General features: G+C 61.0%; 12 protein-coding genes and 1 pseudogene. 7 read left to right on the forward strand and 6 right to left on the reverse strand.

The window, feature by feature from the left end:
* Nucleotides 1–57 precede the first annotated feature (57 nt).
* Together argJ and secA are read right to left on the reverse strand one after the other, a co-directional pair.
* Nucleotides 58–1275 carry a bifunctional glutamate N-acetyltransferase/amino-acid acetyltransferase ArgJ gene (gene argJ / locus C6Y56_RS22145; protein ID WP_169431638.1) on the reverse strand — a complete coding sequence of 406 codons (1218 nt, stop codon included), beginning with the start codon at nt 1273–1275 and terminating at the stop codon, nt 58–60.
* Nucleotides 1276–1397: 122 nt separating this feature from the next.
* On the reverse strand, nt 1398–4136 hold the full coding sequence (gene secA / locus C6Y56_RS22150; RefSeq protein WP_169431639.1) for a preprotein translocase subunit SecA: 2739 nt from the start codon (nt 4134–4136) through the stop codon (nt 1398–1400).
* Between the two features lie 307 nt (nt 4137–4443).
* On the opposite strand from secA, the gene C6Y56_RS22155 reads away from it, so the two are divergent.
* Nucleotides 4444–4899 carry a DUF721 domain-containing protein gene (locus C6Y56_RS22155; protein WP_169431640.1) on the forward strand — a complete coding sequence of 152 codons (456 nt, stop codon included), beginning with the start codon at nt 4444–4446 and terminating at the stop codon, nt 4897–4899.
* A 23-nt stretch (nt 4900–4922) separates the two neighbouring features.
* Here C6Y56_RS22155 and C6Y56_RS22160 read toward each other — a convergent pair whose 3' ends face one another.
* Nucleotides 4923–6410 carry a helicase HerA-like domain-containing protein gene (locus tag C6Y56_RS22160; RefSeq protein WP_169431641.1) on the reverse strand — a complete coding sequence of 496 codons (1488 nt, stop codon included), beginning with the start codon at nt 6408–6410 and terminating at the stop codon, nt 4923–4925.
* A 332-nt stretch (nt 6411–6742) separates the two neighbouring features.
* Here C6Y56_RS22160 and C6Y56_RS29660 point away from each other — a divergent pair.
* From C6Y56_RS29660 to C6Y56_RS22180, 5 genes and pseudogenes are all read left to right on the forward strand, one after another.
* Nucleotides 6743–7582 (forward strand): annotated as a pseudogene (locus tag C6Y56_RS29660) (HAMP domain-containing protein); the annotation flags it as partial.
* 141 nt (nt 7583–7723) lie between these two features.
* The gene (locus tag C6Y56_RS29665; RefSeq protein WP_423815185.1) at nt 7724–8488 is read left to right on the forward strand and encodes a methyl-accepting chemotaxis protein; all 765 of its coding nucleotides are present in this window, start codon (nt 7724–7726) and stop codon (nt 8486–8488) included.
* Between the two features lie 158 nt (nt 8489–8646).
* Nucleotides 8647–9759, forward strand: a complete 1113-nt coding sequence (locus C6Y56_RS22170) for a glycosyltransferase family 4 protein (RefSeq protein ID WP_169431643.1) — start codon at nt 8647–8649, stop codon at nt 9757–9759.
* Complete coding sequence (locus C6Y56_RS22175; RefSeq protein WP_169431644.1) at nt 9752–10528, forward strand: DUF2334 domain-containing protein; 777 nt, start codon at nt 9752–9754, stop codon at nt 10526–10528. Before C6Y56_RS22170 ends, C6Y56_RS22175 begins: the two co-directional genes overlap by 8 nt.
* Complete coding sequence (locus tag C6Y56_RS22180) at nt 10525–11523, forward strand: lysylphosphatidylglycerol synthase transmembrane domain-containing protein (protein ID WP_169431645.1); 999 nt, start codon at nt 10525–10527, stop codon at nt 11521–11523. Before C6Y56_RS22175 ends, C6Y56_RS22180 begins: the two co-directional genes overlap by 4 nt.
* Here C6Y56_RS22180 and C6Y56_RS22185 read toward each other — a convergent pair.
* Both C6Y56_RS22185 and purU read right to left on the reverse strand, forming a co-directional pair.
* Complete coding sequence (locus tag C6Y56_RS22185; RefSeq protein ID WP_007951232.1) at nt 11507–11683, reverse strand: hypothetical protein; 177 nt, start codon at nt 11681–11683, stop codon at nt 11507–11509. The genes C6Y56_RS22180 and C6Y56_RS22185 overlap by 17 nt on opposite strands.
* Nucleotides 11684–11775: 92 nt before the next feature.
* Complete coding sequence (gene purU / locus C6Y56_RS22190; RefSeq protein WP_007912774.1) at nt 11776–12624, reverse strand: formyltetrahydrofolate deformylase; 849 nt, start codon at nt 12622–12624, stop codon at nt 11776–11778.
* Between the two features lie 339 nt (nt 12625–12963).
* Between purU and mvaT the strand changes: the two genes are divergently transcribed.
* Complete coding sequence (gene mvaT / locus C6Y56_RS22195; RefSeq protein WP_007951234.1) at nt 12964–13341, forward strand: histone-like nucleoid-structuring protein MvaT; 378 nt, start codon at nt 12964–12966, stop codon at nt 13339–13341.
* Nucleotides 13342–13441: 100 nt separating this feature from the next.
* Here mvaT and sbcB read toward each other — a convergent pair whose 3' ends face one another.
* Nucleotides 13442–14872: an exodeoxyribonuclease I gene (gene sbcB / locus C6Y56_RS22200; protein WP_169431646.1), complete on the reverse strand. Its 1431-nt coding sequence runs from the start codon at nt 14870–14872 to the stop codon at nt 13442–13444.
* Nucleotides 14873–14999 lie beyond the last annotated feature (127 nt).

Below are 14999 nucleotides of genomic sequence, written 5' to 3' on the forward strand. Positions count from 1 at the left end.
GGTCCTTTCATGGGACAGAAGAAAAGGAGGTCCGCAGACCTCCCTCTTCGGCAGGGATCAGGTGCGGTATTCGGCGTTGATCTTCACGTATTCGTGGGACAGGTCGGTGGTCCAGATGGTTTCGCTGCAATCGCCGCGACCCAGTTCGATACGGATAGTGATTTCTTCCTGCTGCATCACCGCCGAGCCCTGGGCTTCGGTGTAGGTCGCGGCGCGGGCGCCACGGCTGGCGATGCACACATCGCCGAGGAACACGTCGATCTTGCTCACGTCCAGATCCGGTACACCTGCACGGCCCACGGCGGCGAGGATACGGCCCCAGTTCGGGTCGGAGGCAAACAGTGCAGTCTTGATCAGCGGCGAGTGCGCCACGGTATAACCGACGTCCAGGCATTCCTGGTGATTGCCGCCACCGTTGACTTCAACGGTCACGAACTTGGTCGCGCCTTCGCCGTCACGCACGATGGCCTGAGCCACGTCCATGCACACCTCGAACACGGCCTGTTTCAGCTTGGTGAACAGCTCGCCTTCGGCACGGGTGATTTCCGGCAGCGCAGCCTTGCCGGTAGCAATCAGCATGCAGCAGTCGTTGGTCGAGGTGTCGCCGTCGATGGTGATGCGGTTGAACGACTTGTTGGCGCCGTCCAGCATCAGGTTGTGCAACACGTCGCGGGAGACTTTGGCGTCGGTGGCAATGTAACCGAGCATGGTCGCCATGTTCGGACGGATCATGCCCGCGCCTTTGCTGATGCCGGTGACGGTGATGGTCACGCCGTCATGCTGGAACTGGCGGCTGGCGCCTTTTGGCAGCGTGTCGGTGGTCATGATGCCGGTGGCGGCGGCTTCCCAGTTGTTTTCCGACAGATCGTCCAGCGCGGCCTGCAAGGCGCCTTCGATCTTCTCGACCGGCAGCGGCTCGCCGATCACGCCGGTGGAGTACGGCAGAATCTGGCTGGCATCGACGCCGGTCAGCTCGGCCAGCTTCGCGGTCGTACGCTCGGCGGCGGCCAGGCCCGGCTCGCCGGTGCCCGCGTTGGCGTTGCCGGTGTTGGTCAACAGGTAGCGCACAGCGTTCTGCACGCGTTTCTTGGCCAGGATCACCGGCGCTGCACAGAAAGCGTTCAACGTGAACACGCCCGCCACGGTAGAACCTTCGGCACAGCGCATCACGACGACATCCTTGCGCCCCGGGCGCTTGATGCCGGCCGAAGCGATACCGAGTTCAAAACCGGCGACCGGGTGCAACGTTGGCAAAGGACCAAGACCAACAGCCATGAATGCGCTCCTTACTCAATGATGTCAGCACCGCCAAGCGTAGTGACGGTGGTGTAAATGGCAAAACGCCGCGACGGCTGGTGCCGGTCGCGGCGCGGGTATTTCAGCGATTGAAACGGGGTTTACTGGATCTGCCCGTGGCAATGCTTGAATTTCTTGCCCGAACCGCAGTAGCACAGCTCGTTGCGGCCCAGTTTCTGCTCGTTGCGAACCGGCGCGGTGGCCAGCGCCACATCGACCTCTTCACCGACCAGTGCTTCCGGCTGCTCCAGACCTGGCGCCTCGGCGTGTTCGAACTGCATGCGAGCAGCCAGTGCTTCGGCTTCCTGACGCAGGCGTTGTTCTTCTTCGGCCGGATCTTCGCGGCGAACCTGAACGTGCGACAGCACACGAATCGAGTCGCGCTTGATCGAATCCAGCAGCTCGGAGAACAGCGTGAAGGACTCGCGCTTGTATTCCTGTTTCGGGTTCTTCTGCGCATAACCACGCAGGTGGATGCCGTGACGCAGGTGATCCATGGTCGACAAGTGGTCTTTCCACAGGTCGTCCAGCACGCGCAGCACGATTTGTTTCTCGAAGGAGCGCAGTGCGTCGGCACCGGCCTGGTCTTCTTTCTCGTTGTACGCGGCGATCAGCTCGTTCATCAGCTTCTCGCGCAGGGTTTCTTCGTACAGGTGATCGTCTTCGTCGAGCCATTGCTGGATCGGCAGCTTCACGCCGAAGTCGCTGGCAATCGCGGCTTCCAGACCGGCCACGTCCCACTGCTCGGGCAGCGATTGTGGCGGAATGTGCGCGCTGACGGTGGCGTTCAGGACGTCCTGACGGAAGTCAGCGATGGTTTCGCCGATGTTGTCCGCAGCCAGCAACGTGTTGCGCATGTGATAGATCACTTTACGCTGTTCATTGTTGACGTCGTCGAACTCCAGCAGCTGTTTACGAATGTCGAAGTTGCGACCTTCAACCTTGCGCTGGGCCTTTTCGATGGCGTTGGTCACCATGCGGTGCTCGATCGCTTCGCCAGGCTGCATGCCCAGGGCCTTCATGAAGTTCTTCACCCGGTCGGAGGCGAAGATGCGCATCAGGCTGTCTTCCAGCGACAGGTAGAAGCGGCTGGAACCGGCGTCGCCCTGACGGCCGGCACGGCCACGCAACTGGTTGTCGATACGACGGGATTCGTGACGCTCGGACGCGATCACCTGCAGACCGCCGGACTCCAGCACCTGCTGGTGACGCTTCTGCCAGTCGGCCTTGATCTGCGCGATCTGCTCCGGGGTCGGGTTTTCCAGCGATGCGACTTCAACTTCCCAGTTGCCGCCCAACAGGATGTCGGTACCGCGACCGGCCATGTTGGTCGCGATGGTCAGGGCGCCCGGACGGCCGGCCTGCGCGATGATCTCGGCTTCTTTTTCGTGGAACTTGGCGTTCAGGACCTTGTGTTCGATGCCTTCCTTCACGAGCAGTGCGGACATGTGCTCGGAGGTTTCGATGGTTGCAGTACCCACCAGCACCGGACGGCCGGCAGCCATGCTTTCCTTGATGTCATTGACGATCGCCGCGTATTTCTCTTCGGCGGTCAGGAACACCAGGTCGTTGTAGTCCTTACGGGCCAACGGCTTGTTGGTCGGAATCACGATGACCTGCAGACCATAGATCTGATGGAACTCGAACGCTTCGGTGTCGGCGGTACCGGTCATGCCGGACAACTTGTCGTACAGACGGAAGTAGTTCTGGAACGTGGTCGATGCCAGGGTCTGGCTCTCGGCCTGGATGTTCAGGTTTTCCTTGGCCTCGATAGCCTGGTGCAGGCCTTCGGACAGACGACGGCCGGGCATGGTACGGCCGGTGTGTTCGTCGACCAGCACGACCTGGCCGTCCTGCACGATGTATTCAACATTGCGATGGAACAGCTTGTGCGCACGCAGACCGGCGTAAACGTGGGTCAGCAGGCTCAGGTTGTGCGCCGAGTACAGGCTCTCGCCTTCGGCCAGCAGGCCGATGCTGGTCAGCTGGTCTTCGATGAACTGGTGACCGGCTTCGTTGAGTTCGACCTGACGGGTCTTCTCGTCAACGGTGTAATGGCCTTCCTGGGTGACTTCGCCTTCGACTTCTTCGACATGCAGCTTGAGTTTCGGGATCAGCTTGTTGATCTCGATGTACAGCTTGGAGCTGTCCTCGGCCTGACCGGAAATGATCAGCGGGGTACGCGCTTCGTCGATGAGGATGGAGTCGACTTCGTCGATCACGGCAAAATTGAGTTCGCGCTGGAATTTCTCTTCCATGCTGAACGCCATGTTGTCGCGCAGGTAGTCGAACCCGAATTCGTTGTTGGTGCCGTAGGTGATGTCGGCGGCGTAGGCGGCGCGCTTTTCTTCCGGCGGCTGGAAAGGCGTCACGATGCCGACGCTCAGACCGAGGAATTCATACAGCGGACGCATCCAGTTGGCGTCGCGGCGGGCCAGGTAATCGTTCACGGTCACAACGTGCACGCCCTTGCCGGACAGCGCGTTGAGGTAAACGCCCAGGGTACCCACCAGGGTCTTGCCTTCACCGGTGCGCATTTCGGCAATCTTGCCTTCGTGCAAGGTCATGCCGCCAATCAGCTGGACGTCGAAGTGGCGCATGCCCATGACCCGCTTGCCGGCTTCGCGGGCGACCGCAAAAGCTTCCGGCAACAGCTTGTCGAGGGTCTCCCCTTTGGCAATGCGGTCTTTGAACTCTGCGGTCTTGGCGCGCAGTTGATCGTCCGAGAGGGCGACCATCTTCTCTTCGAAGGCATTGACGAGCTGCACCGTCTTGAGCATGCGTTTGACTTCACGCTCGTTCTTGCTTCCAAAAAGTTTCTTTAACAAAGGCGCAAACATATCGGCAGGATCTTCCACACTAAAGGGATGGAGGGCGGCCCCGTGAGTCGCCCGTGCAGCCCTCATGGCCGCATGCGAACGAGCATTCTACCCGGAAACGGTGGTGAGGAAAGTGGGGATATTCCACGATGCTGGCACTGCGCTTTGACGGGGCTCACTTAAAATAGGGGCGTTTTGCTCAACTTCAAGCCGTTGGCAACAGAAGTTAGTCGTTGATTTAATGGGTAAAGCAGGGACAAAAGCAATGGGCGAGTGAAATGGGGTCCATCTGCTACCATGGCGCCTTTGCTACTTCAGGTGTTGGATCATGGCATTTCGCCCTCTTACCGCCAGAGCGCCCGCCGTTCTGCTACGCGAAGCCAGGCCGTTGAAAGCCATCCTCGGCCATGCTCAACGCCTGGCACACCTGCAGCGTCTGCTCGACAGCCAGCTGCAACCCGCCGCCCGCGAGCACTGCCATGTGGCCAAGTGGCGCGAAGGCGAACTGTCGCTGGTGGTCACCGACGGCCATTGGGCCACTCGCCTGCGCTATCAGCAAAAGCGCCTGCTGCGGCAACTGCAGATGTTCGACGAATTCGCCGGTCTGACGCGGATCAAGTTCTCGGTGCGACCTCCCGTCATCCAGTCCAGGCCATCCGGGCACACGATGGACCTGTCGACGGATGCCGCGGCGACCATTCAATCGACCGCCGACGGGATCAGCGATCCGAACCTGCGGGCGGCGCTGGAGCGTCTGGCAGCGCACGCCAAGGCCAAATCCTGACCCTGGCGCGCCCGTCACAGTTCTTAGCGGCGCTTGCTGCCACCGAGCAACGACCCCATCAATCCCCGCACCAACTGACGTCCCAACTGGTTCGCCGCTTGACGCATCGCCGACTTCAAAGCCTGACCCGCGGCAGTCCCGAGGAATTCCCCGGCCTTGTCCGCCAGACTTGGCTCCTCGGCTGCCGGCTTGCCAGGTATTGCCTCGGCTTCAGGCCCCAGGTTCTTGCGCCCGGTGAGGATTTCATAAGCCGACTCGCGGTCGATCGGCTTGTCATAACGGCCCTTGAACGGCGAGCCGGCAATCAGCACCGTGCGTTCGGTCTCGGTCAAAGGCCCGATCCGCGACTGCGGCGGTGCCACCAGCACACGCTGAACCATTTCCGGGGTGCCCTTTTCCTGCAAGGTGCCGACGAGCGCCTCGCCAATCCCGAGTTCGGTCAATACCGATAACGTATCGAACGCCACATTCGACCGGAAACCATCCGCCACCGCACGCAGGGATTTCTGCTCTTTGGCGGTGAACGCCCGTAGACCGTGCTGAACCCGCAAGCCCAGCTGTGCCAGCACGTTGTCCGGCAGGTCGCCCGGCGACTGGGTGACGAAATACACCCCGACGCCCTTGGAGCGGATCAGCCGCACCACTTGTTCCAGACGCTCCTGCAAGGCCTTGGGCGTATCGCCGAACAGCAAGTGCGCTTCATCGAAGAACAGCGCCAGCAGCGGTTTGTCGGCATCGCCCCGCTCCGGCAGTTGCTCGAACAGCTCGGCGAGCAGCCACAGCAGAAACGTCGCGTAGACCTTCGGCGCTTCATGTACCAGACGACTGGCATCCAGTAAATGAATGCGTCCGCGACCGTCGGCGGCCGGTTGCAGGATGTCTTCCAGTTGCAGCCCCGGTTCGCCGAACAAGGCTTCGGCCCCTTGCTGTTCAAGGACCGCCAGACGCCGCAATAGCGCCTGGCTGGAACCGGTGGTGAACAGCGCCGCGTCTTCGCCCAGCAACTGCGGATTGTCCTTGAGGTGATTGAGCAGTGCCTTCAGGTCTTTCAGGTCCAGCAGCAACAGGCCTTCACGGTCGGCGACCTTGAACGCCGCGTACAACGCCGACTGCTGGCTGTCGGTCAGCTCCAGCAACGCACCGATCAATAACGGCCCCATTTCACTCAGCGTGGTGCGCAGCGGATGACCGGACTCCCCGTGAATGTCCCACAAGGTCACGGGATAAGCCTGAGGTTTGTAGTTGAGCCACGGCATCCCGGCGATGCGCTCGGCGACCTTGCCCTGAGGGTTGCCGGCAGCGCCGAGGCCGCACAGGTCACCTTTGATGTCGGCGGCGAACACCGCGACGCCGGCGTCGCTGAAAGCTTCGGCCAGCCTCTGCAAAGTGACGGTCTTGCCGGTGCCGGTCGCCCCGGCCACCAGTCCGTGACGGTTGGCCAGGCGCATCGCCTGGGCGATCGGTTGCCCGGCGAGATCGGCGCCGATTACGAGTTGCGAAGAGTCAGGCATTTGGTCACCCAATAGTTAATCTTTGTCGAGCATGGCCGATAGAAAGGAGTGAGAGACCCGATCAAAAGTCAGGTCCGTGATTTCCCTAAGGAGAGACGGAAATATCACTCAGCGTTCACACCTGCCCATTTTGCGCGCCTTTATAAAAGCACGCCCTGGACATTAAGACCTTAGCGGAACCCCAAGCCATGAACAAAAATCTACGCTTCAGCCATAAAATCCTGCTTGCCGCCGCCCTCATCGTCATTGCCGCCTTTGCCTCGTTCACGCTGTACAACGACTGGCTGCAGCGCAATGCAATCCGCGACGACCTGAACAACTACCTCAACGAGATGGGCGAAGTCACCGCCGACAACATCCAGACCTGGCTCACCGGGCGCATCCTGCTGATCGAGAACGCCGCACAGAACATCGCCATCAATCCCGAGCCGGCCGCCGTCGCCAGCCTGCTGGAACAGAAAGCCCTGACATCGACGTTCATGGCGTCCTACCTCGGCGACGCCACCGGGCACTTCACCATCCGTCCGGATGCGAAAATGCCGGACGGTTTCGATCCGCGGGTCCGCCCCTGGTATAAGGGTGCCGAAAGCAGCAGCACCTCGACCCTGACCGAACCGTACATCGACGCCGCCACCGGCCAGACCATCATTTCCATCGCCACCGCCGCGAAAAAGGCCGGCCAGAGCGTCGGCGTGGTGGGCGGTGACCTGAGCCTGCAAACCCTGATCGACACCCTCAGCGCCCGGGACTTCTCCGGCATGGGCTATGCGTTCCTGGTCAGCGCCGACGGCAAGATCCTTGTGCACCCGGACAAGGCCCTGGTGATGAAATCGCTCAAAGAAGCCTATCCGCAGGACACCCCGCGCATCAGCAGCGATTTCAGTGAAATCACTGTCGACGGCAAGACCCGCATCGTCACGTTTGCCCCGATCAAGGGCCTGCCGTCGGTGAACTGGTACATCGGCCTGTCAGTCGACAAGGACAAAGCGTTCTCGATGCTCAGCCAGTTCCGCACCTCGGCCGTGATCGCGACCGTGATTGCGGTGGCGATCATCATCGCCCTGCTCGGCATGCTGATCCGCATCCTGATTCAGCCGCTGCACGTCATGACCCGCGCCATGGAAGACATCGCCGACGGCGAAGGTGACCTGACCAAACGTCTGACCATTCAGAACCAGGACGAATTCGGCGTGCTCGGCACGGCATTCAACCGCTTCGTCGAGCGGATTCACGGCTCGATCCGCGAAGTGTCGTCCGCCACCGGGCAAGTCAACGAAGTCGCCCTGCGCGTGGTCGCGGCGTCCAACTCGTCGATGTACAACTCCGACCAGCAAGCCTCGCGCACCAACAGCGTGGCTGCCGCGATCAATCAGCTCGGTGCCGCCGCCCAGGAAATCGCCCGCAACGCCGCACAAGCCTCGACCCAGGCCAGCGACGCCCGTGGCCTGGCCGAAGACGGCCAGCAAGTGGTGGATCGCAGCATCAAGGCAATGAATCAGTTGTCGAGCATGCTCAGTGCGTCCAGCAGCAACATCGAGTCGCTGAACAGCAAGACCGTGAACATCGGCCAGATCCTGGAAGTGATCACCAGCATTTCCCAGCAGACCAACCTGCTGGCGCTCAACGCCGCCATCGAGGCTGCGCGTGCCGGTGAAGCCGGCCGTGGATTTGCCGTGGTAGCGGATGAAGTACGCAACCTTGCCCACCGCACCCAGGAATCGGCGCAACAGGTGCAGACCATGATCGAGGAGCTGCAAGTCGGCGCCCGCGAATCGGTCAGCACCATGAGCGACAGCCAGCGCCACAGCCAGGACAGCGTGGAAATCGCCAACCTGGCCGGCGAGCGCCTGAACAGCGTGACCCAGCGTATCGGCGAAATCGACGGGATGAACCAGTCGGTGGCCACCGCGACCGAGGAACAGACCGCCGTGGTCGAGTCGATCAACGTGGACATTACCGAGATCAATACCCTGAACCAGGAAGGCGTCGAGAACCTCCAGGCAACCTTGCGTGCCTGCTCGGATCTTGAGCAGCAGGCTTCGCGATTGAAGCATCTGGTTGGCAGCTTCCGCATTTAAAGCCGCTCTGCCGGTCGTCTTCGTCGTTCGTTACCATCCGACGAAGACGGCCAACAATCCCTCCGAAACCAGCCCTGCCCCCCACCGCGAAACCCCGACCGAACATCTATTCTTGATAAGGGTCAACCTAGGGAGATCAACGCGGAGGGTCGTTTACTGTGCATATCGCCGACATCACCATGTTCTACGCCCCGGCCAGCGGCGGCGTGCGCACCTATCTGGACGCCAAGCACCGTCGTCTGGGCGTGAAGCCCGGGATCCGCCACAGCCTGCTGATCCCCGGCGCGCGTTACGGCGAGCATGATGGCGTTTACACGGTTCCCGCCCCCGCCCTGCCCTTCGGCAAAGGCTATCGTTTTCCCCTGCGCCTGGCCCCGTGGCGAAACGTCCTGCAGGACTTGCAACCGGATCTGATCGAAGTCGGCGATCCGTACCTCACCGCCTGGGCCGCGCTCGATGCGCGTCGGCAACTGGATGTGCCGGTGATCGGTTTCTATCACTCCGACCTGCCGCTGTTGGTGGGCAACCGAATGGGCCACTGGGTCACGCCGAATATCGATGCGTATGTGCGCAAGTTGTACGGTAATTTCGACCGGGTGCTGGCGCCCAGCCAGGTCATGGCCGACAAGCTCAGCGGGCTGGGGGTGCGCAACGTCTTCGTGCAGCCGCTGGGCGTTGACCTGCAGACCTTCCACCCCGATGCCCGCGACGCCGCGTTGCGCAGCGAACTGGGGATCGCCGAGGACACGCGCCTGTTGATCTTCGCCGGTCGGGGCTCCAAAGAGAAAAACCTGCCGGTGCTGCTCGATTGCATGAAGCGTCTGGGCCCGCGTTATCACTTGCTGCTGGTCGGCTCGTCGATGCCGGCGTCCGTCCCGGCCAACGTCAGCGTGATCGACCGCTTCTGCCCGGCCGCACAGGTCGCACGCCTGATGGCCAGTGCCGACGCGCTGATCCATGCCGGCGATCAGGAAACCTTCGGCCTGGTGATTCTGGAGGCCATGGCCTGCGGCATTCCGGTGGTGGCGGTGGCGGCCGGGGCGTTCGAGGAGATCGTCAGCGAATCCTGCGGCCTGCTTTGTGCGCCGAACAATGCGCAAGCCATGGCCAATGCCGTGCGTGAGCTGTTCAGCCGCGGGACTGGCTCACTTGGTCAACAGGCGCGCCAACATGTCGAGCGCAATTACGCCTGGGACACCGTGGTCGACAGCCTGCTGGGCCACTACCACGCCGTACTCGGCGATTCAGCTCCGTGGGTGGCCAATGGCTGAATCTCACGAGCGCCCGGCGGTGATGCTGGTGCTGCATGACGTGGCCCCCTCCACGTGGGCCGATTATCGAGGATTCGTCGACGCCGTTGACCGGTTGGGCAACGTACCGATGACGTGGCTGGTGGTCCCGGACTTCCATCGACACGATGCCCTTGAGGCTCACCCGGCGTTCTGTCGAATGCTCGACGAGCGCGTCGCACGCGGCGATGAACTGGCCTTGCACGGCCACTTTCATGAAGACACCGAACCCGGCCCGCGAACGGCGCGCGACTGGTTCATGCGCCGGGTCTACACCCATGAAGGCGAGTTTTATCAACTGTCCCGTGAAGCCGCCCTCGCCCGCCTGCACCCCGGCATCGATCTGTTTCGGCGCCACGACTGGCCGCTGCACGGTTTCGTCGCCCCGGCCTGGCTGATGAGCGCCGGCACGCGCCTGGCACTGCGCGAACTGCCGCTGCGCTACACCAGCGATCCGCAGCATCTTTATCACTTGCCGGATTTCACTGCGGTCGAAGCCCCGGGACTGGTCTGGAGCGCACGCAGCGCCTGGCGTCGCGGCATGTCGAAGGTCATCAGCGAACAGCGTGAGCAGCGCTGGCGTCAGGCGCCGGTGATTCGTCTAGGCTTGCACCCGGTGGACATGCGCCATCGGTTTTCCCGGGATTACTGGTGGCGCACCCTTGAACGACTGTTGGCGGACGGACGCGTGCCCATGACCAAAATCGACTGGCTGACGCGCCAGCGCACTCAAGCCGAGCGTGCCGCTTGAGTCGCGGCATTCTGTTGCTGATCGGCCTGCTGGTGGCCGTGGCGGTTCCTGTGCTGCTTGGTGGCGGCGAGACTTGGGAGCGTCTTCAAGCTTTCCCGCTCAATTGGCTGCTGATCATGTTCGCCATGGTGCTGCTGTGCTGGGGCATCAACACCCTGCGCCTGCGGCTGTTGCTCGGCGATCAGCGTGACCGGGTCACGCCCGTCAAAAGCCTTGGGGTAGTCATGGCCGCCGAATTCGCCTGGTGCGCCACGCCCGGCGGCAGCGGAGGGCCGTTGACGATCATGGCGCTGCTGGCGCGCAGCGGCGTGCGCCCGGCCCGGGGCAGCGCCGTGTTTGCGATGGATCAGTTGAGCGATCTGCTGTTTTTTCTCTGCGCCCTGAGCGGGATCCTGATCTACGCGTTGTTCCAGCATCTCAGCGACCGTATGGAATGGCTGCTGATCGTCAGTGCCCTGTCGTTGACCGGCGGACTGTTCAGTTGCGTGCTGGTCGCGCGCTATCACCGTCGATTGATTCGCCTGAGCGGACGCCTGCTGGCCGGGATGAACGTCGAACCGCGTACCCGACGGCGCTGGGCGCGGCAGTTGCTGCACTTTCTGGCCGCATTCACCGATGCGCTGAAATTGCCGTGGCAGACATTGATCAAGGTGTTCGTCCTGACCTGCGTGCATTGGTCGCTGCGTTACAGCGTGCTGTATCTGGCGCTGCGCGGGCTGGGGGCGGATGTGCAGTGGGCCTGGACGTTTCTGATTCAGATGCTTTCGCTGGGTGCGGGGCAGTTCAGCCTGCTGCCGGGCGGTGCCGGTGCGGCGGAATTGACCTCGGCGGCGCTGCTGGCGCCGATGGTCGGCAAATCGACCGCGGCGGCGGCGATCCTGATCTGGCGGGTGGTGACGTATTACTTCTACCTGCTGGTGGGTGGCCCGGTGTTTCTGTTGATGCTGGGCAGACCGTTGCTGAAAAAATTGCTGAGCGTCAGACAGGCTTCTTGAGGTCGTCCTCTTCGTCCTTGAGTTGCTCCCACAGTTCGGCAGCACCGGGAAACTCCGTGCCGTCCTCCGGGCTCAGGTCATCCGGGTCATAGCGACTCAGGCAGCCTTCGCCAAGGGTGGCGGGGGCTTTGGAAGTGGCTTTGTCCAGTGGATCGCTCATGAACGCTTCCTCACAAGGCTGCAACAAGGCAAAAAAAAGGGCCTGAGGCGATTGAACGCCCAGGCCCTTTGTTTTTCAACCGAAAGCTTCGATCAGAACACCACGGTCTTGTTGCCGTGCACCAACACGCGGTCTTCCAGGTGATAGCGCAGGCCACGGGCCAGCACCATCTTCTCGACGTCACGGCCGAAACGCACCATGTCTTCAATGCTGTCGCTGTGGCTGACACGCACCACGTCCTGCTCGATGATCGGGCCGGCATCCAGCTCTTCGGTCACGTAGTGGCAGGTTGCGCCGATCAGCTTCACGCCGCGCAGCGAGGCCTGGTGATACGGCTTGGCACCGACGAACGACGGCAGGAAGCTGTGGTGAATGTTGATGACCTTGTGAGCGTATTCGCGGCACATGTCCGGCGGCAGGATCTGCATGTAGCGCGCCAGCACCACCACTTCGGCGTCATGCTGCTTGACCAGGCGCGACACTTCGTCGAAGGCCGGCTGCTTGTCCTGCGGATTGACCGGGACGTGGTAATAAGGAATGCCGTGCCACTCGACCATGCTGCGCAGGTCATCGTGGTTGGAAATCACGCAGGAGATCTCGCAATCGAGTTCATCGCTGTGCCAACGGTGCAACAGGTCGGCCAGGCAGTGGGATTCACGGCTGGCCATCAGCACCACGCGCTTCTTCTGCTCGGTGTCGGTGATGCGCCAGTCCATCGAGAACTCTTCGGCGATCGGCGCAAACTTCTCGCGCAATACCTCGATACCGAAAGGCAGGGAATCGGCACGGATTTCGTGACGCATGAAGAACCAGCCGACCTGATTGTCCGAGTGGTGGCTCGCTTCGGTGATCCAGCCATTGTGGGCCGCCAGAAAATTACTGACTTTGGCAACGATGCCAACGCGGTCCGGGCAAGAAATCACCAGCCGAAAAGTGCGCATGAGGGGGAAACTCCAGAACTTCGCAAAGGCGGCCATTCTAGCGACTGCGCGGGAAAACTGCAGTATTGATGCCCCCCGGAACCTCGCGGCAGTCCGTCACAGATTTTTTGACGCTGGCAAACGCCAGAATGATGGCGCAGCAATAGCCATGCATGAACAGTCCTGTGTGAATATCTGTGAAGACTCCATCACAATATTTAACTGAACATTCAATTCAGGGCTTTTCAACGTAACTAATTCAAATAAAAACCCCGGTTAAATGTTTACTTGATGAAACAGCCTGACTATTATTGCGGCACTGTCCCCTGCCATCGCGCACTCCCACATAAGGTAGTAATCATGTCCTTGATCAACGAATACCGTGCCACCGAAGAAGCTATCAAAGAGCTGCAAGCTCGTTTGAAGAACCTGTCGCAAGACGACAAACTGCAAGCCGAGCTGGAATTTGAAGGCAAACTGCGCACACTGATGGGCGAATATTCCAAATCCCTGCGCGACATCATCGCGCTGCTGGATCCAGAATCCAAAACCAAAGCACCACGTGGCGGCGCAGCCAAAACTACCGGCACCAAGCGTGCTCGCAAAGTTAAACAATACAAAAACCCGCACAACGGCGAAGTCATCGAAACCAAAGGTGGCAACCACAAAACTCTGAAAGAGTGGAAAGCCAAGTGGGGCGGTGACGTGGTTGAAGGCTGGGCTACCCTGCTGGGCTAAGCCGCAACCCCCGTCGCAGCCCCCTGCGCGACATAAAAAAACGCCAGCATCCGCTGGCGTTTTTTTATGCCCGTCATTCAGGCGACGGACATGTTCGATTTCAAAGATTCAAACGTTTGCGTAATGCCTGGACATAGTTCTGCCATTCAATCAACACCTGGGCCTGCATCGGCGCAGCACTAAGCAGCCATTGCTCCATGGCCTCGGCAAAAGATTGCAAGGTATTAGGGGCACCCCACTCCGGCTCGGACAAGCGTTGCCGACAAAAGATTTGCCAGCGTTCTTGCTCTTCGAAACTCAACGTATCCGGAAAGTTACGCGCTCGATATCGAAACAACAATTCGGGCAAGCGTTCGTCATCGAACGGCCATTGCTCTCGCGCCAATTGTGCAGGATCTGCCGTCCTCACTTGCTCACATAGTCGCCGGTCTCGATCACCGATAAATCCGTCGTACAACTGTTGTTCCGGATCTTCACTCGGGGTGAAATCTTCGCTGGCATAAATCGCCGAGACTTTATCTTTCCAAACTTGTTGTGCGTCACTTAGTCGCAATGCGCGCGCCTGATAAAGCGCCATGTCCAGCCCCAGACGCTGCTGATCTTCAGGTCTCAGCACCGACAACGGCGCCACCACCGGGCACTTGTTGATGTGAATCAGCTTGAGCGGCACCGGCAGCTCACCCTCGGCCAGATCGTCGCGACGGGTATACAGGCGCTGGCGCAAGGCCTGTGCATCCAGATCCAGCAGGCCCTGCGGGTCCAGATGCAGATCACAGACGATCAACGCATTCTTGTTGCGCGGATGCCAGGCCAGCGGCAGCACCACACCGACAAAACTGCGGGCCGCCGAAAAGCGTCCGGAAATGTGCACCATCGGCTGCAACAGGCGAATCTGGTCCATGACCTTCTGCTTGCTGCGCAGCTGGAACAGCCAGTCATACAACCGGGGCTGTTTCTCGCGGATCAACCGGGCCAGGGCGATGGTGGCGCGCACGTCCGACAGCGCCTCGTGGGCGTTGCCGTGATCAATGCCATTGGCAGCGGTCAGGCGTTCGAGCTTGAGCGTCACCCGGCCTTCGTCATCGGTTGGCCAGACCAGCCCGTCGGGACGCAACGCATAAGCGGCGCGCACCACATCGATCAGGTCCCAGCGACTGTTGCCGCCCTGCCATTCACGGGCGTAAGGATCGAAAAAGTTGCGGTACAGGCTGTAGCGGGTCATCTCGTCATCGAAGCGCAGGGTGTTGTACCCCGCGCCGCAGGTGCCGGGGGCGGCGAGCTGGGCATGGACCCGGGTCATGAAGTCGGCTTCGCTCAAACCTTGCTCGGCGAGGCGGCTCGGAGTGATGCCGGTGATCGCGCACGCCGCCGGGTGCGGCAGGATGTCTTCGCTGGGCTGGCAGTAAAGATTGACCGGTTCGTCGATTTCGTTGAGTTCGTGGTCGGTGCGGATCCCGGCCACCTGCAACGGACGGTCGCATCGGGGATTGATGCCGGTGGTTTCGTAGTCGTACCAGAAGATGGAAGTCACGGGCGGTTCCTGAACTGAAGATCGGCAAAGTCTAGGCGTTCGACCGCCGTCGCGGCCAGCACCGCATCATTCAGTCACCTTTGGTTGAAAGATGTGTATGACATAGTGATGTCGTTTCCCCCCGAGA

The organism is Pseudomonas fluorescens, assembly GCF_012974785.1.
GTDB classification, from domain to species: domain Bacteria; phylum Pseudomonadota; class Gammaproteobacteria; order Pseudomonadales; family Pseudomonadaceae; genus Aquipseudomonas; species Aquipseudomonas fluorescens_BT.